This is a genomic window from Listeria farberi, assembly GCF_014229295.1.
In the GTDB taxonomy this organism is placed as follows: domain Bacteria; phylum Bacillota; class Bacilli; order Lactobacillales; family Listeriaceae; genus Listeria; species Listeria farberi.
This window is the reverse complement of record NZ_JAARZL010000004.1, coordinates 109,572-132,557: the sequence shown is the minus strand read 5'-3', so window position 1 is coordinate 132,557 and position 22,986 is coordinate 109,572. Positions and strand designations below refer to the sequence as shown.

General features: G+C 35.0%; 17 protein-coding genes. 1 reads left to right on the top strand and 16 read right to left on the bottom strand.

The features are described from left to right. The first annotated feature begins 48 nt into the window (after window positions 1-48). Window positions 49-396 (top strand): magnetosome magnetite crystal formation protein family, encoded by a 348-nt coding sequence (locus HCB38_RS11625; protein WP_003724594.1) that lies wholly within the window; start codon window positions 49-51, stop codon window positions 394-396. Window positions 397-443: 47 nt separating this feature from the next. Here HCB38_RS11625 and HCB38_RS11620 read toward each other — a convergent pair whose 3' ends face one another. The 16 genes from HCB38_RS11620 to HCB38_RS11545 form a co-directional block, all read right to left on the bottom strand. Further along, window positions 444-5,291, bottom strand: coding sequence for an MSCRAMM family protein (locus HCB38_RS11620; RefSeq protein ID WP_185638621.1), 4,848 nt, complete (start codon window positions 5,289-5,291; stop codon window positions 444-446). A 180-nt stretch (window positions 5,292-5,471) separates the two neighbouring features. Next, the gene (locus HCB38_RS11615; RefSeq protein ID WP_185638619.1) at window positions 5,472-8,915 is read right to left on the bottom strand and encodes a MucBP domain-containing protein; all 3,444 of its coding nucleotides are present in this window, start codon (window positions 8,913-8,915) and stop codon (window positions 5,472-5,474) included. A gap of 190 nt (window positions 8,916-9,105) precedes the next feature. Next, window positions 9,106-9,582: a siphovirus Gp157 family protein gene (locus HCB38_RS11610; protein ID WP_185319337.1), complete on the bottom strand. Its 477-nt coding sequence runs from the start codon at window positions 9,580-9,582 to the stop codon at window positions 9,106-9,108. Window positions 9,583-9,640: 58 nt separating this feature from the next. After that, a complete protein-coding gene (gene srtB / locus HCB38_RS11605; RefSeq protein WP_185319338.1) occupies window positions 9,641-10,381 on the bottom strand; it encodes a class B sortase in 741 nt (246 codons plus the stop codon). A gap of 3 nt (window positions 10,382-10,384) precedes the next feature. Further along, window positions 10,385-11,164, bottom strand: a complete 780-nt coding sequence (locus HCB38_RS11600) for an ABC transporter ATP-binding protein (RefSeq protein ID WP_185319339.1) — start codon at window positions 11,162-11,164, stop codon at window positions 10,385-10,387. Continuing rightward, a complete protein-coding gene (locus HCB38_RS11595; RefSeq protein WP_185319340.1) occupies window positions 11,145-12,134 on the bottom strand; it encodes a FecCD family ABC transporter permease in 990 nt (329 codons plus the stop codon). The genes HCB38_RS11600 and HCB38_RS11595 overlap by 20 nt, the downstream gene beginning before the upstream one ends. Next, window positions 12,124-12,996, bottom strand: coding sequence for a heme ABC transporter substrate-binding protein IsdE (isdE, locus tag HCB38_RS11590; RefSeq protein WP_185319341.1), 873 nt, complete (start codon window positions 12,994-12,996; stop codon window positions 12,124-12,126). Before isdE ends, HCB38_RS11595 begins: the two co-directional genes overlap by 11 nt. An 85-nt stretch (window positions 12,997-13,081) precedes the next feature. After that, the gene (locus HCB38_RS11585) at window positions 13,082-14,800 is read right to left on the bottom strand and encodes an NEAT domain-containing protein (RefSeq protein ID WP_185638617.1); all 1,719 of its coding nucleotides are present in this window, start codon (window positions 14,798-14,800) and stop codon (window positions 13,082-13,084) included. Between the two features lie 12 nt (window positions 14,801-14,812). Continuing rightward, on the bottom strand, window positions 14,813-15,439 hold the full coding sequence (isdC, locus tag HCB38_RS11580; RefSeq protein ID WP_185319343.1) for a heme uptake protein IsdC: 627 nt from the start codon (window positions 15,437-15,439) through the stop codon (window positions 14,813-14,815). Between the two features lie 215 nt (window positions 15,440-15,654). Continuing rightward, window positions 15,655-15,921, bottom strand: coding sequence for a DUF3116 family protein (locus HCB38_RS11575; protein ID WP_185319344.1), 267 nt, complete (start codon window positions 15,919-15,921; stop codon window positions 15,655-15,657). Between the two features lie 312 nt (window positions 15,922-16,233). Next, window positions 16,234-18,039, bottom strand: a complete 1,806-nt coding sequence (gene pepF / locus HCB38_RS11570) for an oligoendopeptidase F (protein WP_185638615.1) — start codon at window positions 18,037-18,039, stop codon at window positions 16,234-16,236. Window positions 18,040-18,111: 72 nt separating this feature from the next. Further along, on the bottom strand, window positions 18,112-19,227 hold the full coding sequence (locus HCB38_RS11565; protein WP_185638613.1) for a competence protein CoiA: 1,116 nt from the start codon (window positions 19,225-19,227) through the stop codon (window positions 18,112-18,114). 126 nt (window positions 19,228-19,353) lie between these two features. Continuing rightward, complete coding sequence (mecA, locus tag HCB38_RS11560) at window positions 19,354-20,007, bottom strand: adaptor protein MecA (RefSeq protein ID WP_185319347.1); 654 nt, start codon at window positions 20,005-20,007, stop codon at window positions 19,354-19,356. A 221-nt stretch (window positions 20,008-20,228) separates the two neighbouring features. Further along, entirely contained in the window at window positions 20,229-20,624 is a 396-nt protein-coding gene (gene spxA / locus HCB38_RS11555; protein ID WP_003720569.1) for a transcriptional regulator SpxA, read from the bottom strand. A gap of 320 nt (window positions 20,625-20,944) precedes the next feature. Beyond that, window positions 20,945-21,913, bottom strand: coding sequence for an oligopeptide ABC transporter ATP-binding protein OppF (locus HCB38_RS11550; RefSeq protein WP_003763514.1), 969 nt, complete (start codon window positions 21,911-21,913; stop codon window positions 20,945-20,947). Further along, complete coding sequence (locus tag HCB38_RS11545; protein ID WP_003722316.1) at window positions 21,910-22,986, bottom strand: ABC transporter ATP-binding protein; 1,077 nt, start codon at window positions 22,984-22,986, stop codon at window positions 21,910-21,912. The genes HCB38_RS11550 and HCB38_RS11545 overlap by 4 nt, the downstream gene beginning before the upstream one ends.

The following is a 22,986-nucleotide window of genomic DNA, read 5'->3' as shown; positions in this document are numbered from 1 at the left end:
AATCCTAGTCTTGCTATAATAAAGACATCTTAGAAAGGTGTGTTGATTATGAATGATCATCGTATTTTAAATGCTTTAAGTTATTTTAGTATCCTCTTTGCGCCAGTTATTGTGCCAGTATTGATTTGGATTTTTGCTAAATCAGAGGATGTTACTCATCATGCTAAAGTTGCATTACTAACTCACATTATCCCGACTATCGCTGGTGTTCTGTGTTTCTCCAGTGTTTTCGTTACAGCTTTGACAAATGGCGGTTTACTTGCAAATGTATCATTTTTCGTTACCGGTAGCTTATTTATATTTACACTAATAGCTATTGTTGGACTGTTTATCTTTAATATTGTTCGAGGTATTCAAATGCTTTTAACGAAAAATGAAGAAGATGCTTGGATTTAAAATGAAAAAAGCTATCCTAAATTTCTTAGGATAGCTTTTTTGCTGTTTTATTTGTTTACTTGCTTGGATTTTCTTAGTAAGAAAAGTCCAAGTGCACTAGCGAATAATCCCGTAATGATTAGATTAGCTAGTGAATTATCTCCTGTTGAAGGAAGACTTTGTACTTTTTTCACTGTAGCTTGTTTTGAAGGGCTTACTGATGGTTTTGTTGGTTTAGTAGGTTTTACTGGTTTGGTAGGGTCGACAACGAGTGGTAATTTATTTTTCTCATATACAAAGGTTACTTTTTGTTCTGTTTCTTTGTATAAACCAACTTTATTTGTAGGGTCTTTTGTTAGTTTATACCCTGAGATAGCTTTTGCCTTCGTTACATATTTCTCACCCACTAAACCGGTATGAATCTCTTGTTCTGCTAATACATTCCCTTTCGTATCAACAAATTCTGCTATTACTTTACCACTTACAACAGTTTTTAAATTTGTTTTGGCTACTTGAAGTGCTTCTTTTTGGTTAAAAGTGATTTTCACATCTACTGGAACGGTGTCTAATTCATAACCCGCGGGTGCTTTTGTTTCAATTAATTGATAATCTCCAGGAGCTAAATCAGTTATTTCCAGTTTACCAGAAGCATCTGTTGTTAGGTTTTCTGTGACGTTATTATCTGCGTCTACTAATTTGAACGTCGCATCTGCAAGAGGTGCATTTGTTTGCCCATCAGTTTTAGTTAACACAACAGATCCAGTAGACATTTTATTCGTTTTAGTCACTTGAACTGCATCTTTTTGGTTAAATTCAATGGTGAATTCAACCGGTGTGGCATCAAGTTCATAACCTGCTGGTGCTTTTGTTTCTACTAGTTGATAGTCACCCGGTGCTAATTGATCAATTTGCAACTGACCATTTGCTTCTGTTACTACCCTATCTTTCAAACTTACCCCAAGTTTTGTTTGTAATTCAAACTCTGCCCCAGCTAAATTACTTTTTGATTTACTATCTAGTTTAGTAAGAACTACACTACCAGTTTTCGCAACATTTTCTTTTGTTACTTTGACTGCAGTCGCTTGGTTAAATTCGATAGTAAATGTAACCGGTGTGGCGTCTAATTCGTAGCCTGTTGGCGCTTTTGTTTCTACAAACTTGTAATCGCCTGGTGCTAAATCAGCTACTTCTATCTCACCACTTGCATTCGTTGTTAAATTATCTTTTACTTTAGTTCCAGTAGCAGTTTGCAGTTCAAACTCCGCATCAGATAACGCAGCTTTTGTTACGCTATCTTCTTTCGTTAGAACTACGCTACCAGCTTTGGCTGTGTTTTCTTTTGTAACAACTACAGCTGCTGTTTGGTTGAACTCCACCGTGAATTTCGTTGGTGTTGCATCAAGTACATAGCCTGTTGGTGCTTTTGTTTCTACAAATTGATAGTCCCCTGGCGCTAAATCAGTCACTTCAATTTTACCATCTGTATCTGTTACTAAGTTTTCGGATACTTTTGTTCCGTCTGCTTTTTGTAATTCAAATTCTGCGCCAGCAATAGCATCTTTTGTTACACTATCTTCTTTTTGCAGAACCGCGCCACCAGTTTGTTCTGTGTTTTCAATTGTAACGCTCGTCGCTGCATCAGCAGTAATCGTGATTTCTTTACCGTCTTTGTATTCATCACTAATTGAATATCCTGTTGGCGCTGCTGTTTCAACTAGCTTATATTTTCCTGATTGAAGTCCGTCCATGACGATTTTTCCTTCTGAATCAGTTGTTGCTTCTTGCCCAGCTTTATCTCCTTCAAGCGTGTAAAGTTGGAATTTAGCTCCGGCTAGTTTTTTTGTATTATCCTTTTTATCAACTTTGGTAATTTCAAGTGAACCAATTGTCGCCGTCCCGCTACCACTACCAATGGTGAAAGCTGGAGAAATATTCGTTGTTCTGGATTTGTATGACAATGGGAGACTACCATAGTCAGGTGATGCTGTTGTAGCTGTGTTACTAATCAAACCTGACATCAAACTAACTGTACTATAGGTTACTTTGATTGGATCTGTTGCTTTGTAATCTTTAAACTGGATAGTAAAATTATTATCCGTAAACGTTATATCATAGTATTTTGAGTCAATATCGTCCCCAGTTGTTTCATTAATTACTTTAAAACTACTTTTTACAACTTGTGCTCCTGTTGTTCCGCTTTTCATCGTATCAGTTAATGTTGGGTTATTAATAGGACGATCTTTTGAAATATTATTAAGTGTTACAGTCCAGTTAACTTTATTATTATAAGTTGAATCAATGGTAGCCGTTTTTGTCATCGCATTGAAAAGTTTGCTTGCATAGGCTTGATAAGAATATGTGTGCTCATCTGTACCATTATCAGTAACTTTCGCTATGTTTTGCACATATTTATAAAAATACCAATTTTCATCTGGTTTGGTACTATATTTAATAAATACACGAGTGTTATCTAAATTGGCAAATTCTAAATGTATTTTATTTCCAGTTGTATCTACTTTGGTTGGGTAATTTTTATCCCCTGCTTTGGCCAATGTTCCAGTAGAATTAAGTGGAATTTGTAAACTCATCATTTCGGTTGATGACTCCACATTACGATATTGTAAAGAACCTTCTACATAAGTTAATCCAGTCGGAATTGGGTCATCCAAAATCAAGTTATCGTAGCTTTTCGCCATTGCATTTGCAGAAACAATCCAATCTATGTTCCCTGTTGTTGCATTGTACGCACCGTATTTCCCACCATTTGTCATCATTTTTGCATCTGGTGTAGCTGAAGCAGTTACTTCTTCTACGTATTTGATAGTTCCCCCATCATAGTATGAAATAAATGCTTTGTTATCAATTGTGTTCGTTACATCAGATAAGTCAATATTAGTAACAATATCTACTACAATTTTTTTATTTGTAGAAGCATAATCACCAATTAATTGTATGTAAAATCCTGCTGGAGTGACATTTTTATTAATAGTAAAGTCTTTTCCTTCTGTTAATACTACGCTAGTGAAATTATCTGTATAAGCACGAACAGTGTAACTTTTTAGGCTTTTAACACCCGTAGAAAATTTGTCTGTAATGTTAAGATTATCCATTTTAATTTTGTCTGAGTTAGCAGTGATTTTCCAACTCATTGTATTATTGAAGTAATCAATGCTTCCTGCTTCTTTTTTCAGCAAATCAGGTTGAATAGCAATGGTTGCATCAGCTGAAACGCCATTTTCATCCGTAATTTCATTTTTAATTTTACGATCTTTAAAATCAGTTATTTTAGTAGAATAAGTGATTTGATATGCGTTTGTATTAGTAGCTTTATACGTTAAATTAAAATTCCCATTATTTGAGATTGTCGATGTTGTCCAGTCGCTTGATGCATCGCTACCAATAATTGGTACACCAGTTGTCGCATTAAATGTTACGCGTTTGATTTTGAGTGAATCCGCAACATACTCTACATCATTATCTGCTAACACATCGGTAAGTACAGTAGAAGGAGAAATTTCATCTTGGTCATAGTTGAAATTAATTACCCAATCAATACTTTGTGTCGTACCGTTATAAGTAGCTTTTTTCTCTAAATGTTTGTAATTGGTCATTGCTAAATAGACATAAGACGAATTACTTGATAGTATTCCTGAATCTCCAACTGTGTATGCTTGGGTAGACATATAAGAAAGTGAATCGCTTGGTTTATTAATTGTTCGGTCATATGTTACTTGATAGCCTTTCCCAGCAAGCCCACCATTAAGCGAAACTACTAAAGCTGTCGAAGAATACGTCAATGTATAATCTGTGCCTTCAACGAGTAATTTTTTTGTACCCATAAAGGTACCACCAGCACTGACATCACTTGAATAAACTTTAATGCTATCTCTATCTATGGTTGTTGTTCCACCAGAAGCATAATCATTAAGTTTCAGCTCACCCTTAGCGTCTTTTTCTTTAGTTAGGTTGAATTTTGCATCAACTTGTCCTTTTGTTGGATTAACTACACCTGGATTTGCTGTAACAGATACTGTAGTTGGATATGCAACAACTGGAACTACTTCAATTTGATAAATAGTATCTTTCCCAGCTGTTTTAAAAACAACTTCTTGTATTGTTTCTTCTGTCGCTGTAAATACTTTGAAGGCGGTACTAATATTCACATCATAATCGCCTTCTTGAATTCCGTCTTTTAAGAATTTAATTGTGAGTTCACGTGTTGTAACATCAAGCGTCCATTCTGCTTCTGTGGAAGGCAAGAAATTTCCACTCAGGTTTTTATTCCCAAAGTTAAATGCATCTGGTAAAACTGTTGTAAAGGTGTCTCCAGCTTTGTAATTTTTTCCAGTAAAAGCAAAATTCATATTAAGTACAACACCACTACCATTTTGAATCCGATCTGAAGTGTTGATTTCAGCCCCATTACCATCTTTTAATGTTACTTTAGTAAAAATATTTTCTGTAATAGCAGCTTTTAGATTTGCATTTTGGGTAGATTTTTTAATTGGTGTCGTTGTTTCTTTAGTTGTTTCTTCTTTTTCTTTTGTTGAAACTGAAGTAATTACTTCTTCCTTTTCTGCTAAAGTTACACTATATTCTTTTTCATCTAGCATGTAACCTTTTGCTGCAACTTTTTCTTTAACCAGATACTCACCCGGTAAAAGAGAATCCATAGTTGCCTCACCATCTGCACTAATGGCTAAATCAGTTGTTTCACCCGTTTCTTTATTCTTTATCTCAAAGGAAGAACCATTGATTTTTTCCTTTGTATCTTTATCTTCTTTAATAATTTTTAATGTTGATTTTGTTGTTTCATCTCCTGTCATCGTTGCTAATACAGGTGAAACATTTTGGAATACTAGTAAACCGATAACCATTGCAATAACTAGCTTCTTCCACTGTCTGATATTTTTCACTACGTTTAGTCCTCCTATAATCTATTTCTAAATGTTGTTAAATCTCTTATAGACTTGTTGAATTGTACCAAATAAATGAACCCATGAATTACTTTTTACGAAAAAATAAAATAATTTGTGTCTTTTTAGTGAACAATAATAATCAAAAACTTCCTAAAACCCTTTTAAATTACTGATAAATCATTTTTTCTTCATAATCACAAAAGTACTTGAAAGTAAGAGTAGTCCAAGGATAAACCACAAATTATTTTTCTTTGAGTCTCCAGTTTGTGGTAGTTTTGCCGGTTTTTCCCCATTTTCAGTTCCCTCATTAGAAGAAACTGATAAAGCGCTAGTTTTTTCATACACATAAGTTACTTTTTGTGAAGTGTTCAAAAATTTCCCCATTGCATTTTTGGGTGTTTGGTACAATTTATATCCCGAGATTTTTTTTGCTGAAGTTCGATAACTGGAATTTAAATTACCTGTTAAGACAATTGAATCAGCTAATTTCGCACCATCTTTATCGACGTAATCAACAATGATGCTTCCGGCTGTCACTTTTTGGTAAATAAAAGTAACTGTCTGAGCTTTTTCGTTAAATGTTCCACTTACATTCGCGGGTGTTTTTACAAGGGTGTAGTTAGCAATTTTTTTCTGTTTTGCAGTGAATTTTTCTCCGTAAGCCCCAGTTAATGTTTCTGGGCTGGCAATTTGTTTATGGTTTTGATCAACATATTGCACTGTAACTGGCGCAACACTGTCATCTAAAGCCACTCCTACTTGGGCCGGCTCAATTACTTGAGAATTATTTACAGCAACAGCAAAAGAATTCCATGCAGCTCGGTCTTCTTTTTTCGTTTGCTGTTTTAAAAGTTCCTTACCTATTTGGTTTTTCTTTGGTGTTTTTAAATCAAATTGAATTTTCATGGATTTCCCAGGAATCCACTCAATACCTTCTTTTAGTTCCATTTTAAAAGAGTAAATTTTGGACCAATCTTGTACTTCTGATGCGGTTAACCAATCTGCTTCTGTTGCTTCTGCGTTATCAACTAGAGGTTCTGAACCAGTTGGATAAATCGTGTGCTTATCGAGAACGCCCGCGCGTTTAGGGTTTTTGGCAGTACTATAAGTTACTTCGACCTTATCTTTCCATTCATTTGGAATTGCTACTGCTTTCGTTAGCTCCAAGTTGAATTTACTACCACGTTCGCTGTTATCTGTAATTCCTAAATCTTTTTCACTTGGCAAAACATCCATTAATACCATGTTGGCTATTTTTTCGTCCGAATCATTTTCTAGTAATAATTGATACGACACGATGGAATTTGTTGTGGCATTTGCCAGTCCGCTGTATTCTTTATCGCGATTACCCTTAGCTTTTTTACTAATTTTCAAATGATTACTCGTATTTAAAATGTAATGGTTTCCCGATGTGATTCTAGACTCTTCCGAATTCCCATTTCGATTAATGTCATCTGAGTCAATTTCCATTTTTGTATCAGAAATTGTTGGAGTACCAGTCACTTCTGGCACATTAAAATCTGTATCCTGCAAGAACCCAAACATTTCAATAGACATATTACTTGGTGTGTCCTTTGATACGCTCACATTAATTTTTGCTGTTAATTTTTCTGCTGGGAAAAGCGTCTTTTTGTCCCATTTAACTTTTAGTAATTGACGTCCTGAATTTTGGTAATTACTATTTAACACGCTGACATTGAAGCCTTCTTGATCCGTGTTTTTCATTTTCACGCCAGAAGGTAAAAGAACCATTGCTTCAAAAGGACCAGTTAATCGTGATATGGAAGCTTTATTGCTTTCTAAATTAACAGAAACTGAATTATCGCCTATGTTGATTAAATTTCCATCGGTATCATCAAATGCAACCGATCCTTGGACAAATTTATTTTTCCCAATTGGTTGCGGTATAATTTGAGCCGTCCGGTCACCGGCATATTTTTGCCAATTTTCCGGCCAAGGATTTGTCTCATCATGATAATGGATATAACCTTGGCTATCCGCTCCATACATGTTGATTTGTGTGCTATTTCTAACTTCGCCTACATACCCTTCTTTGACTGTTGTAAAGAAAGATAGATCTGCTCCGTACATTCCAGCTGGTGCATATGTGAAATGAAGCCATATTTTACTTACATGTTTATCATCTGGAATTCCAAGATCTTTTCTTGAATACATTTTGCCTAGTTCTACATCTTCTTTTAACGTCGTCCAGTCAGTATCATCACCGTATTTTACAAGCAAATTATATTTAGGTGATTTTTTTAGCTTTGGCCAGCCTGGATAATTAATATTTGGTTTAAAATAAAAATCGCCACTTCGAAAATAATCCAATTTTAAATTATCATCCATATTGTAGTAAACATCATAGTAAAGGAAGTCATATGAAGGAGAATCATTCATCGCTGAATTTAGCATCAAACTAAAGCCTAATTTGGCACTATCATATGCTTTTATATCTGGGTTTCCGGTCACAGTAGCAATTCCCCAATCTGCATCCACCGGTCCTCTGTGTGCTGGGGCATAGACACTTCCAATAGTCGGCGGAATTGTCGCTGGATCACTTGCTGAGACGGAGACAGATGCATTTGAAGTGTCTATAATACTATCAGCTAAAGTAACAAAGCTTGTTGTTGCTACTGCTTTATTTTGCACCGTCGCAAAATTTGGTATAGTAGTTTGGAAGAACGTTCTAATTTGGAAAGTCTTATTAAGTAAACTAGTTGCTTTTTCTTGTTCCAAATATGTAGGTGTTGCAATTTCCCAAGTTAGTTTTTGTCCTTCGATTTTTGTTGGCTCCGGTGTATCTCCTGCTACTCCTAAATAATCTAGCTTATCGTCTAACGTATATTCAATAATAATCTTCTTTCCTTCTTCAATAAAAAGGCTTCCAGTAGATTTTTTCGGTATATTTAGATTGAAAGACCAAATTCCAATGTCACCTTGGCTCGGATTATTATTGATACTATTTTCTACTTTAGTAAAATCATTTGATAAAGCCGTTGTAGCTGTTGCATTTACAATTGTTTCAGCTTGCTCCGTTACTTTTTCTGATAAATTATCTGCACTAAATTCGCCTGTTACTTCTAATTTCGTACCATTTGGTGTATAACCATTTTTGGTAGAAAGCTTTAGAATAACTTTGTCAACTACACCGCTATTTAGCGTTTGGTAGGTGTAAACAAGTTGACGAGTTGTTTTGTTATAACTAGGCGTAACACCTGCGATTTTAAGTTCATTTAGTGCTTGTGTGAATTCCCCATTTTCCGGTAAATTGATTACCAATTTAGCATTTCTATAACTTGTGTTTGGTCCAGTGATTTTTAAATAGATGTTATAGTTCACTGTCTGACCAGACTCAATCACATCTTTTTGAGAATTAATACTAAAGTCCCCAGAATAATTCCCCGTAGGAAATGATTTTGTGCTTATTGGTTCATTTGCTGTAGTTTCTTTTGTAGTCTCATTCGGAGTTATTTCCTGAGTAATCTTTTCTTTCGTAGCATTTTCTCCTACGTTTGTTTCAGCCCCTTCTTGGTCTTCTGCCCAGACAGAAAATGGAAGAAGTGAAACTATAAGCAAAGTACAAATTAATATAGTTACTAATTTTTTCAAACGATTCACATTCGCTCCTCCTTTGTTTACTCAAGATTAATTATTTCATAGGAGAAGACAGTGAAATGTTCTCAAGGTGCAAAAAATAGAGCAGTTTGTTACAGAAATGTGAACTATTTTACGTTTTCATCTATATAAATAGTTATAATTAACAAAAACAACCAAAATCATTAGAATTCCAACGATTTTGGTTGTTTATTTATCTTATTCGAATTGATTTGCTTTCTACTAACCTAGCGCCTTTTACTTCCTCACCAGATTTTAGTATTTCTGCGATTCGCTTTTTATCAATTTTCGGCTCTTGTAGTATAAAGAACGGTTTTAGTAAAGCTTCTTCCACTATTTCGACGCTTGCTGGATTCTTCTGTATTTGAATCGTAAAAAGTGTACTATTAATTTTTCTAATTTTCATTCGTTCCATTTCTATTTGTAAATAGTTTTTTAATCTCTGAATATTATTTTCTAATGCTTGTTTTCGTTTTAGAAGCCGTTTCGCTTCATTCCCTGCCATTTCGGCATCTGCTGCTAATGATTTAATTATTTTAACAATATTTTCTGCTTTATCATGAAAACCATCTGTGAGCGCATCTAATGTATCTTCCACAGCCTCGGTTTTATTTTCTTCCAAAAGTTCTTGCACCCGTAAATAATTATCGGTTAATTCATACAATTTCATCGTTCGCACCCTTTCCAAAAGTAAAAAAGCCCCAAAAATCATCCTATTTGGCGCTTTCTCATTTTGCTACTAGTTTCCCTTGAATAACCATGCGTCCTTTTTCATAATCTTTTTCTGTATCGCAAGTAGAAAGTGTAATAATTCGGTCCTTACCGCTTACTTTGACATTTGATTGATAAATAGATTGTTGCTTCACTTTTTGCAAATAATTGTCAAAGTCTTTTGGCTCTGGAAATTCCGTTTCAATATAATAGAAATCCGTCGTCGTTTCATATACAGCAAAAATTTCTACTTCATAATTTGCAAGTCCTGATTCATACGAAAATGTTGGATGTGCCGTCAAGAAATCTTTGTCCAAATATTTTCGTAAATCCGCAAACATCGAGCCATCTTTCATATTATGCCCGTAAATGATCGTATTCTTGTCCAAAAACTCATTTGTATTTCGATAATCTTTAAAAATACTTCCCGCTCTTGCTTTTTCATTTTTGTAATTATGATGCAAATAATAGTCATTGTCCGTACTTTGTAAAATCGGGTAATCAATTTCTGTATCAGCAATCGTTAGCCAACCAGCCATATCTTTGTTCAATTTTTGCAAAGCTTTAAGTTCATCTCTCACTTCACCATTTACATTAGTCGTAGTCACTTCTTTCGTGTAGACCGCCTTCGCATCATCTAATATTGTACGGTTATGGTTGTTTTCATAAAGTTCTACACCGATTTTCCAACCAGAAAAAAGAAACACAGCTAATACAACTAAAGATATGCTTTTCCCCAAAAACGACTTCATTTTCACGTTCTAAAACTCCTTTCGTTTCTGAGGAACAATGTATTTCCCTGTTTTCGCATCACAAAGCACCTCTGCAACGACACCATACGTTTTTGCTATCAGCTCTGTTGTTAATAAAGTCTCGGGATTCCCTTTCGCTACCACTTCCCCATTTTTCATAACAACTAATTGATCGCTATACGTAAGCGCTTGGTTCAAATCATGTAAAATCATTACAATAGTCAAATTTTCCTCTTGATTTAAACGCTTTACCAACTCTAAAATTTCCAGCTGAAAGTACATATCAAGAAATGTCGTCGGCTCATCTAATAGCAAAATTGGCGTATCTTGAGCTAAAGCAGTCGCAATGAAAACACGTTGCCTCTCCCCACCAGACAAACTATCAACAAATATCTCTGCTTTTTCGCTTAGCTCCGTTTGCTTTAAAGCTTTTTCTACAGCTAAGTCATCCGCTTTTGTCCGTGTCATTCGCCAATTTTTATAAGGAAGCCGTCCAAAATAAAGCAATTCTTTCACCGTCAATTCACTCGGAAGAATATTATTTTGATGAACAATCGCCACATTTTGTGCAAATTCTTTCGCTTTCCATTCAAAAATCGATTTTTCTTCTAATAAAACTTCTCCAGAACTTGGCGAAAGAAGTCTAGCCAAAATTTCTAACAAAGTAGATTTTCCGCTACCATTTGGCCCAACAATCGTATTAATTTTATTTTTTTGGATAGTAAATGAGACATTTTTTAAAATCGCATCTGTTCCATTATAACTAAAACTAACGTCCTTTACTTCCATAAAAATCACCCTTTCGCATTAAAAAGATCAAGAATGGACCACCGATAATAAGCATAATCACAGAGGCTGGAATTTCCATTTGTTGAAATAACGTTCTGCCAAGTGTATCGGCAAATAATAGTAATAAAGCGCCAAATAAAATCGAAAATGGAACTAAAACTTGATAATTTGCGCCAACTAGTTTTCTAGCAATATGGGGTACAAGTAAACCTACAAAAGCTATAACACCGACGACTGCTGTTGTAATTGAAGCAAGTAAGACAGCAATCAGCGCCAGCCATATCCTCGTTTTATTGACCGGAACACCAAAACCTCTAGCCATTTTATTCTCAAGTCCCAAAACATTACACCATTTTGCAAGTAAAAGCGCACAAATAAGTCCAATCGCTACATAAATTGCCAATGTCTCCACATCTGACCATTTTTTCATTGCAAGGCTAGCTGCACTGCTCGCAGATTGGCTAGAAACAAGAGCTACCTGAGAAGATAAGGCATCACTCAGCCCTGTAAAAACCGCGTTAATTGCAATACCTATTATAATGAAGCGAAGTGGATTAAAATCAGAACGATAACTAAATAAAAAGACTAAAAAACATGCAAGCGCCCCACCAATAAAAGAAAAAAGTGGCAACCAAAAATACAATTCCGGTAAAAATAAAATAATGACAAAACTAAAAAATTTCGCTCCCGCTGAAATACCAATCACACCAGCATCAGCAAGCGGATTCCTCATCACAGCTTGAAGCAACAACCCAGAAACTGAAAGCGCCGCACCAGCAAGCAAGGCAATAATAATCCGCGGGAAACGCAAATCAATGACAACATCCACCATCTCATTTCCACCACTAAAAAGACCTCTTAAAAAAGTTGGAATAGACATCTGCAAACTTCCCGCCTGAACTGCCCATAAAATCGTCCCAAAAAGCAAAACAACAACTGCACCAAAATAGCTTTTTTGTTTAATTGTCATAAAGCATCTTTTCCATTTCGCGTAGTGCTTCTGGAGCGTTTAAACTTGCCGTCATCCCAAATAAATTTTCATCCAAGTCATATACACGATCATTTTTCACAGCATCAAAATGTTTCCAAATATCATTTGTTTTAAATTCTTCATCGAACATTTTTACTACTTCTGCTGGCATACCATGTGCAGCTCGTAAAATAATATCTGGATTAGCATTTTGTAAGTATTCTGTATTAGAAGCCAAGTATTCTACCTTTTGGTTCGTAATCACATTTTCTCCACCAGCAAGTTTGACTAAGTCGCCAATATAAGCATATTCTGTCACAACCAAATAACTTCCCGGAACGCCCATAAGAATGAGTACAGTTGGTTTTTTCTTTTTAGCCACATTCGTCTTTACCTTGTCAATCTCCCTTGTTAAATCACTATTTAGTTTACTCGCTTCCTTGGTACGATCAAATTCTGTGCCAAGTTTCTTAATTTCAACCTGCATAGAATCAATACTTGTAAAATCTAAAAAGTCCGCGTTTAAATCCGCACCCTCAAATCCCGCTTTTAAGTCTGCTTCTAGTGTTTTTGTGGAAAGAACCATATCTGGCTTTAGCATCCGAATAACTTCTAAATCTGGCCCCATAGGCGACCCTGTTTCCTTTACACCAGCATATCGTTCCGGAAGTTTTTTAGAACTAGTCGGAATTCCAACAAGCGGCAAGTCTAGTTTATCCATAATTTCGGTAATTGCGACCGTTGTTGCCACAATTTTTGGCCCCTGCTCTGTTTTTTGTTCGGTCTTCTGAGCCGCTTCTTCATTTCCGCAACCAACTAAAAAAAGTAATAATACCAAAAATATGACAGCCGTTTTCTTCATCACCTATTCCCCCATTTATAAAATAAAATCGGTAAAGCGAGTTAAGCAAAGGAACCCCTCGACCTAACTCGCTTTACTAGTTTTATTAACTCAATCTTTTACGTTTTAATCGATAAGCTAAATAAAGGAAGGAAGCTCCAAATAATGTAATGTACCATGCCATACTTGATGAATCACTAGTTTTCGCATTTTTTTCAGCTTTGTTATTTGTTGTCGCTGTTTTTTGAACTGAATTTGTATCATCAAAATCTGGTTTTGCTAATTTTGGTCCAGCATTATTATTGTTCGCTAAATTGCTAGTATTCAAGTTATCATTTTTCACAGGTTCTTGTAACGTTACATCTTTCCCTGTGATATCTTTGATTGATGCAGGATCTAATTTAACTTGAACAGTATATTCATGGTCATAAGAGAAGCCTGGCATATTTTCAATTAATACATGCGTTTTTACATCCGTATTAGCCGTACCATCTTTCACAGGATATTTTACAGTTCTGGTATTTTTGTTAATATCACCAGAAACAACTTCCATATCCTTCCAAACGCCATTTTGTTTATATTGGAAAGTCTTAATCCAACTACTATTTGTTAAAGTTAAATAAACATAGGCTTGATTATTTTCTACTTTGATTAAAGCTGGTTTCATCACGTAACTTTCCATCATGGAAGTTTCTGTAGTTCCATCTTTGAACACATCAAAATCAATGGAGTACGTATGGTTGTTCAGTAGATTTTTTGGATCAACTACTACTGGTTTACTTGGTGTAGTTGGCGGTGTCGTCACTGGCGGATTTGTTGTACCTGGATCGGGTTTTGTCACTGGCGGATTTGTTTCACCCGGATCTACTACAGGAGGCGTTTCATCATTACCTGGGTACGAACTTGCTGCTGTTGCTTTCGTTAAGTCAAAAACATAACGGAAGTCTGCTTGTCCTTTATACACCGAACCATTGAATGGTGCTTCATAATTAACATGAGCCGCAAGTGGTTGGTTTAAGTCTTCTACTTCAAACTCGACAATGCGTGTATTCGCATCTTTATCTTCAGATACAACCTTTACATCTTGCAAAGTACCAGCAAGATTTGTCTTCAAAGCTGTTACCGTTTTATTATCATTAACTGTCATTGCAACAGTTTTCTTGCCATTTTTCACTTTCAACCATGCAGGATTATCAAAATAATTTTGCATACTTGAATTACTGTCATTATTTGCTTTTTTCGCTACAAACGGAACCGTATAAATTCCATCTGCCAGAGTTACTGGTGTAGTAACAGCCGGTTCAGAAATAACTTTAAAAGTACTTGGGTCAATGGTTAAATCCACTTGATACCAGTGATCATAACTAATTGCATCTACTTTAATGTGCATATAAGAAAAAATAATGTCATCTAAAGAATTAAGCTTGAATTTCTCTACACGCGTATTATTCGCTGCATCCGTACTAACAGTTTGAACATCTTGGTAGCTATCTTGATAAACTTCTGCTTGTGTTGGTTTTGCAGGACGAGTTCCATCTTTTGAAACCGCCATTGTTTGCCAATAGTTACTGTTTGTAATAGTTAAGTACATATATGGTTGACCATTTTCCACTTTAATTGTAGCTGTATGGTCAATATATTTATCCGCTTCTGAAGATTCTTTCGTTGTCTTACCAGTGTTATCTTTATAAAAATTCACTTGAACCTGATACTCCCCGCCATCTTTTAGACGAGAATCAGCCGCACTGGCAAATCCAGGTATCAATTGAAAAATAAGTGTCAAAGCTAAAAATGCTACAAAACCTTTTTTCCATAATTTCTTCATAATAATCCCCCTTTATTTAAAAATCGCACGTCTTTTAAGTAAAACTAACCCTGTCCCCGCGGCCACAAAAATAATTCCATATAAAAACATTTTGCTAGAATCACTAGACTTTGGATTTGCTACCTTATTATTTGAATCACTTGTAGTTGCTGGCGTTGTTGTACTATTATTATCTGAAGATTTCACAGCTGCACCTGATGATTTAGCTGCACCTTCATCAAAACGTAACTGGATTTGATATTCGTGATGATAATTTAACCCGTCATCATCAATATCCACTTTAATTTTTGCATTAACAGGACTACTTAAAGTTGATACTGGGAATGACACTTTTCTAGTATCACTCGCTGTGTTTTTCGAAGTTACACTAACCGCATTTCCCTCAACCCACAGACCAGTAATCCACTTACTATGATTTACTTGCAAACTAACAGTAGATTTCCCTCCATTTACTGTCACTGTTGCAGGCTTATCAAAATAGTCATTCGCCATTGACACTGAATCACTATCCCCCTGAAGCACTGTATAATCAACCGAATAAGTTCCGTCTTTCAGAGCAGCTTGTGCCGTTACACCAGCTGAAAGAAAAGAAAAACTAAATAAAACTACAAAAGCAACTAAGGCTAATACTTTTTTCACTCTTAACTCTCCCTTCTTTATTAAAAAACATCTATTTATAAAAAACCCCCACAGACATTTGTGAAGTAAAAGATTATGTAAAATTCATACGTCAACTATCATTTTAATTGATAATGATTATCATTGTCAACTATATTCTGTTTTTCGACATCCTCCACAACAAAAAAATCCATGGACAGCAACGTTTATCCACGGATTAATAAATATTTACGACTCTACTCATTCTCACTTATCTTGAGAAAATGTTCATATAACAATTCGCCTTTTAAAGTTAACGTATATCTTTTTTCTGTAATGTTATTGTTTCTCGTTAAATATCCATTTTCTTCCAACCAGTAAAGCGTAAGTAATACTTCATTCTTTGTATAATTGCGAAGATCCCCAAAATCAATTACTTCAAGCGACATATCATTAATTTTTGTATCTACACTTCTAGCAAAAAGAAGGACTTCTTGTAATAATTTTTCATCTTCAAGTTTCATTTTTAATCCTCCTTTAATTCTAAGTTAGTAAACATAAGTAACGTAAAAAGCCGTAGCTAAATGCCACGGCTTCTTACAGCGCAATCAAAAGGAGAAATTCACACAATCAAATAAAGGGGGTATTTGTTTGTGATTTATTTCACGGTTATAATATACCATATAAAGGAGTATAATTCAATAGTTCACATATTGTTTTTTGTAGTTAATCTTTGTCCTGCTACGCAAATGCTCCTATTACTCAAAAAATATATTAAAAAGACACGATGCATTACATTTGCAATCGTGTCTTTTTTTAGCATTTTTCACAATATATTATTTAACCAGTTTTTCTAATTCATCTAATCTTTGTTCAAATACTTTTAAAGCATCATCTACAGGATTAGGAGTCGCCATATCAACACCTGCTTTTTTCAGCACATCAATAGGATAATCCGAACTTCCCGCTTTCAAAAAGTCAATATACGCCGTTACCGCTTCTTGACCTTCCGTTAAAATTTTCGCACTCAATGCAGAGGCAGCCGAAAAACCAGTCGCATATTGGAACACATAATAATTCATATAGAAATGCGGTATACGAGACCATTCATAACCGATTTCAGTATCATAAACTATCGCTTCTCCGTAATATTTCTTATTAATATCAAAATATGTTTCCGTTAAGTAATCTGCAGTTAACGCAACTCCTTGTTGATCTGCTTGATGAATAGCATGTTCAAATTCAGCAAATTGCGTTTGACGGAAAACCGTTCCCTTGAATCCATCCAAATAGTGATTTAATAAATAAGCCCGTATCTTAGGATCTTCATATTTCTTAAGCAAATAATCAGTTAACAGATTTTCATTGGTAGTTGAAGCAACTTCTGCTAAGAAAATCGAATAATCACCATAAACAAACGGTTGATTTTTTCTTGTATAATAACTATGGACACTATGTCCTAATTCATGAGCAAGTGTGTAGACATTATTAATATTATCCTGCCAGTTGAGTAAAATATATGGATTTGTACTATATGAACCAGAAGAATAGGCTCCACTACGTTTTCCTTTATTTTCCATCACATCAATCCAGCGACTATCAAATGCCTCTTTTAAAATAGCTTGGTATTCATCTCCAAGTGGTTTTAATGCTTCAAGAACAAGTTCTTTCGCTTCCTCATAAGTAAACTCCAAATTAACATCATCAGAAAGTGGTGTATAAAGATCATACATATGAAGTTCTTCTAAACCAAGTAACTCTTTGCGTAACTTCACATAACGATGAAGTAAACTTGCATTAGCATTCACTGATTTCAACAGCGAATCATATACTGTTTCAGGAATATGATTACCAGAAAGAGCCGCTTCTCGCGCTGATGTATACCCTCGTGTAGAAGCATAAAAATTAGATTTTTTAACTTGTCCATTCAAAGTAGATGCTAATGTGTTTTTTAATCCTTCGTAAACAGAATACACTCCAAGAAATGCATCACGGCGCACTCGCGGATTATTACTTTCTAACAACTTACCATAACGACCATGAGTAATTTCGATATCTTCTCCATTTTCATCTTTAATAGTTGGAAACTTCATATCTGCATTATTCAAGGTATTAAATGTATTGGACGAACTTCCAAGAACTTCACCAGCATTAGCTAGTAAAGCTTCTTCCTTCTCACTTAAAATATATGGACGACTTAAATTTAATTCTTCTAACAAATGAGCATATAATTGTAAATCTTTATTCTCATTTAAAAATTGTTTTAACACGTTTTCATCCATAGCTAAAATTTCAGGGTCATAGTAAGAGAGTGCAGACATTAACTTTGTAACTAAACTTCCTGCACGACTATGTAAGCCTTGATATTTCGCATTGGCTGTATCTTGGTCCATTTTTAAGTGAGCATATACATATAAATTACTAATTAAATCATATGCATTATCTCGAAATTGAAGTGCCTCATAAAGAGTTTGGCTATTTTCTGCTAAACGCCCTTTAAACTGCTCACTTTCTTCTGTAATTTTTTGCAAATCCGAAAATGCTTTTTCCCATGCTTCATCATTCGGATAAATCGTAGTTAAATCCCAAGTTAGATTTTCTGGTACTTCTTCTCTTAAAGGTAGTGCATTTGTTTTACTCAATATTAAAACCCCCAACCATAATCATTTTGCTTTTATTATGAGCCAAAATAACTAAAAAAGCAAAATAGATGATTACATTTGCGTCACTTGGCCATGTGTAAAAACCATTATCCGTTTCACTCGATATCGATTCTCTGGTATTGTAGATAGTACTCCCTCACTAATTAAATAAGAAAGATATGATTTCCCTAATTTCAAACATTCACTGGGAGATAACCAAATAGTTAGTATCTGGGTTACAACTGACTCAAAACTCTCTAAAAAACTTACCTCACTAAAGGTATCCCCCTTCTCTAAGCCTTTTAAAAATTTTTCCCACAAGTCAAATTGCCATTCAACAGCAGGTGTTATAACTAAAAATTGTTCTTCTAAATCTATCCCAATTTCTTTCGGTAAATAGTGCAAGTAATAACCAGCATTAAATAATTTTTGCATAAATTGGCCATGTTTTTTATATTTAGCATAGTAAAAACAGATTTTTTGTCTTTCTAATTCTCTATCTCGTTTGACGTAGGCATGGCGTGAAATAATTCTAGCTAACTTCTTATTCCATTCTGTTAAAGGTGCTTTCATAGAAAACTTCATTTCGCTTGCGAAAAAACGGTTTCCTTTTTCAAATGTTAAATGATAATACAGCGTACAAATTTCACGCTCAGCAGAATAGTGCCAAAAGTGATACCCCCGTTTATTATCGGATTGAATAAATGCTTGTTGGAAGGCAGAGAGACAAATTCGACCTTTCTCTTTCTTTACTACTTGGCCAAGTAGCCATTGAACTTCTAAGCCAAGCGATAAATAGTCCATTGTACGTTGAACCATTTCACTAATTGAAATAGAAGAACACTGAAATTCAATGACGGTCTTTCCATTCACAAAAATATCTGCTTGTCGATTTATTTCTGGAAAGTAATTTTCTACTTCGACAGGAATACGCTGATAACAAAACCACCTCATGATTTGCTTTTTAGCCGCTAAGTGTTCTTCACTCTCTCCTTCTGAAGCAAAGGTGCATTTCATAGCTTTCTCATGAGCAAAATGTGGTATTTTTATTTGTCCTGCTTTTATAGTTACCGGACTTGCACAAGCTTTACAAAATAGCTTTCCTTCTTGCTTAATTCGTTCCACATTCTTCTTAGTAATAGTAAAAGTTTTTCCCATGTTATTTCTGGCTGTAAAAATAATTATCACTCTCCTATTAACTCTTTAGTATTATTATTCGCCATGAAGCTGCCGAATTCCTTTCTTATTTTTAAAATCACAAAAAAGACCCATTTGGCTTATTTTTCAGCACAAACGGATCTTTAAAATAATATTCTAGAAATGTTTTCTAATTTGCTTTAAGGCAGGCACGTCAAAGATTACTTTTCCATACTCTGCTAGCATATAACCAGTTAAATTCGACTCTAAACCGTACTCAAGTAAAATACTAACGGCATTGTCAATGTTAGATTCATCATACTTATTCTCAGGAAACTCTACATTCAAATAATACTTCCCTTGATACGAGAATAGCTTAGTTACTAAATTTTCCAGTCCTGTTGCTCGTGAAAGTGAAATAGCATCTTCAAAATCACGGAACTCTAAAATAAACTCTAACGTATCATCTTCTCCAAGTGATTCTTTCTTCACTGGATTGAAGTTTTCTTCGAGTAGTTTTTCAATTTTTTCTTCTGCAAGCTCATCTGGGGAGCTAAGCGTGACATCAAATCCGTCTTCGCCTTTTCCACCAATTGTAGCTTTTGTTACGAATACTTCTAAGCCATGTTTTAAGGCTTGGACTTGTATCCAGAGCGGACCTTCTGGAGAGAACTCTTCTTCATATTTCAGCTCATCCATCATATCCCAGAAAAGTTCTTCACTTTTCTCGCGGTCATACCAAACATCTTCTTGATTAAAACCACGCTCTTCCAAATCCAGATAAGAGATATAAAACTTGATAGTATCCTCATTAATTCGTTCAATTTCCATCGTCACACTCTCCCTTCCTTCTTAGTCATTGACAATGAAGGGTAAAACTTAATTGGTTAAATTCATTGTAGCTCATATTAGAAAATAGTACCACCATTTTTCCTTAGTGGATTATTATCTTAGCTGAAAAACGAAAAAAATTCAAGAACAATTACTTAAATTACAAAAAAAGTGCCAAGAATCCAATTGAATGGAATTCTCGGCAACCACTTTTATCAATCTTAGTTAACCATTTTTTGCGCTTCACGTAATTGATACGTACGAACACGGCGCGGTAAGAAACGGCGAATTTCATCTTCATTGTACCCAACTTGCAAACGTTTTTCATCAATAATGATAGGACGTCTTAATAAGCCAGGATTTTTCTGGATTAATTCAAATAGTTGTTGTAAAGGAAGACTATCTAAATCCACGTTCAATTTTTGGAAAGTTTTTGAACGAGTGGAGATAATTTCATCTGTTCCATCCTCAGTCATGCGAAGAATTTCTTTAATTTCATCTAAACTAAGTGGTTCAGAAAAAATGTTTCTTTCCTTATAAGGGATATCATGTTCTTCCAACCATGCACGAGCTTTTCGGCAAGATGTGCAACTAGGTGAAGTGTATAACGTTACCATTAGACATTCACACTCCTTATCGGGTATTGTTTCATTCATATAACGAAATTCTAGCAATATCTCTATTTGGAAAATTCATTAAAGAACTTACACTTCATTATACACTAATTTTGTGAAATTCTATATACTAATTTTAAAATTTTTCTTTCCAAATATGTAAAACCATTGTTAGCAAGCCGTTATGTATATGATACCCCTACTATAACTTGTTTAAACTAAAATCACATGAAAAAAACAGCTTTTTTATGAGAATTTCATGAGAATTTTAATTTTATAAAAAAACATCAACCAAGTTTTATCCTGGTTGATGTTTTTTATTATTACTTAACAGCTGCTTCAGCAGTTAGTTTTGCATGCTTTTCTTTGTACATAACTTCTTCTTCTTCTGAACAATAAACAAAATGTCCAGGAGCAATTTCACGCATTTTAATTTCATCGCCATCTTTGTAATTATGAATAGTTGGATCATATGCTTTACGCACACGAGTCCGTTCATAATTTGGATCTGGCAGTGGGATAGCGGATAGAAGTGACTCAGTATAAGGATGTAGCGGTGCATGATATAAATCATTTGCAGGCGCTAGCTCTACTAATTTACCGAAGTACATTACACCAATACGATCACTAATGTATTTAACCATTGATAAATCGTGGGCAATGAATAGATAAGTTAGATTTTTTTCTTTTTGTAATTGACGTAATAAGTTAACTACTTGTGCTTGGATAGATACATCAAGTGCAGAAATAGGCTCATCGGCAATTATAAATTCTGGTTGAACTGCAAGCGCACGGGCAATACCGATACGTTGACGTTGACCACCGGAAAATTCATGTGGGTAACGACCTGCATGTTCTTTGCTTAGTCCAACTGTTTCAAGTAGCTCATATACTTGTTGGTTCGTTTCTTCAGGCGTTTTAGCAAGGCCATGAATACGAATACCTTCAGCAATGATATCTTTCACTTTCATACGCGGATTTAAAGACGCATATGGATCTTGGAAAATCATTTGCATTTTACGACGGAATTCAAGCATTTCTTTACGGCTTTTACGTGCGTGCACATCTTTACCGTTATAAATAACTTCTCCACCAGTTGCATCATACAAACGAATAATCGTACGTCCAGTTGTAGATTTACCACAACCAGATTCACCTACTAAACCAAGTGTTTCACCTTTATAAATATCAAAAGAAATATCATCAACAGCACGTACTTCACTTGCAGTACCTTTGTTAAAGTATTGCTTTAGATTATGAATCTCTAATAATTTTTCTTTTTGTTCCGTCATTCTACTTCTACCCCTTTCGCATGGACAGCTTGCATGCCAGGATGAAGTTCCGCAAACTGTTCTTGGCGACGTAATACAGCATCAGGAGGCGTTACTTCAGGTGCGTCAGGATGAAGCAACCATGTAGCCGCATAATGTGTATCAGACACCTTAAATAGTGGTGGCTCTTCTTCAAGGTCAATTTGCATTGCATATTTATTACGCGCAGCAAATGCGTCCCCTTTTGGAGGATGAAGTAAGTCTGGTGGCGTACCTGGAATAACAAATAATTCTTCGTCGTCTGTATCCAAAGTAGGCATAGAACTAATTAATCCCCATGTATAAGGATGTTGCGGATTATAGAAAATTTCATCGACTGTACCGATTTCTACAATTTTACCACCGTACATAACAGCAACACGGTCGGCAACATTTGCAACCACGCCAAGGTCATGGGTAATGAAGATAATCGACGTATCAATTTTTTTCTGTAAATCTTTCATTAAATCCAAAATTTGCGCTTGGATTGTAACGTCTAATGCTGTTGTTGGTTCATCAGCAATTAGAATTTGCGGGTTACATGCAAGTGAAATCGCGATAACAACCCGTTGACGCATCCCACCAGAAAATTGGTGAGGGTATTGTTTAATTCTTTCTTCTGCATTTGCAATACCAACTAATTGAAGTAAACGAAGCGCAGTTTTATGAGCTTCATGTTTACTAATTTTTTGGTGTTTAATAAGTGGTTCAGAAATTTGTTTACCAATTGTCATCGTTGGATTCAAGGATGTCATTGGATCTTGGAAAATCATAGCTATATCTTTCCCACGAATTTTTTGCATTTGTTTTTCGTGAGCTTTAGCGATATCCATTCCGTTAAATAAAATTTGGCCACTTTTAATTTCTGAGTTACCTTCTGGAAGTAAACGCATAATCGATTTTGTCGTTACTGATTTACCAGAACCAGATTCGCCAACAATCGCTAAGGTTTCCCCTTTATATAAGTCAAAATTAACTCCACGAATTGCCTTTACTTCTCCGGCATATGTGTGGAATGAAATATTTAAATCTTTAACTTCTAATAGCTTTTCCAT

What these genes read in the sequence shown, in the direction of transcription:
- HCB38_RS11625 (WP_003724594.1), top strand. Translation starts at nt 49, where the DNA reads ATGAATGATCATCGTATTTTAAATGCTTTAAGTTATTTTAGTATCCTC.
- HCB38_RS11610 (WP_185319337.1), bottom strand. Translation starts at nt 9,582, where the DNA reads ATGAAATTGTATGAATTAACCGATAATTATTTACGGGTGCAAGAACTT.
- HCB38_RS11600 (WP_185319339.1), bottom strand. Translation starts at nt 11,164, where the DNA reads ATGGAAGTAAAGGACGTTAGTTTTAGTTATAATGGAACAGATGCGATT.
- HCB38_RS11595 (WP_185319340.1), bottom strand. Translation starts at nt 12,134, where the DNA reads ATGACAATTAAACAAAAAAGCTATTTTGGTGCAGTTGTTGTTTTGCTT.
- isdE (WP_185319341.1), bottom strand. Translation starts at nt 12,996, where the DNA reads ATGAAGAAAACGGCTGTCATATTTTTGGTATTATTACTTTTTTTAGTT.
- HCB38_RS11585 (WP_185638617.1), bottom strand. Translation starts at nt 14,800, where the DNA reads ATGAAGAAATTATGGAAAAAAGGTTTTGTAGCATTTTTAGCTTTGACA.
- HCB38_RS11575 (WP_185319344.1), bottom strand. Translation starts at nt 15,921, where the DNA reads ATGAAACTTGAAGATGAAAAATTATTACAAGAAGTCCTTCTTTTTGCT.
- mecA (WP_185319347.1), bottom strand. Translation starts at nt 20,007, where the DNA reads ATGGAAATTGAACGAATTAATGAGGATACTATCAAGTTTTATATCTCT.
- spxA (WP_003720569.1), bottom strand. Translation starts at nt 20,624, where the DNA reads ATGGTAACGTTATACACTTCACCTAGTTGCACATCTTGCCGAAAAGCT.
- HCB38_RS11550 (WP_003763514.1), bottom strand. Translation starts at nt 21,913, where the DNA reads ATGACGGAACAAAAAGAAAAATTATTAGAGATTCATAATCTAAAGCAA.
- HCB38_RS11545 (WP_003722316.1), bottom strand. Translation starts at nt 22,986, where the DNA reads ATGGAAAAGCTATTAGAAGTTAAAGATTTAAATATTTCATTCCACACA.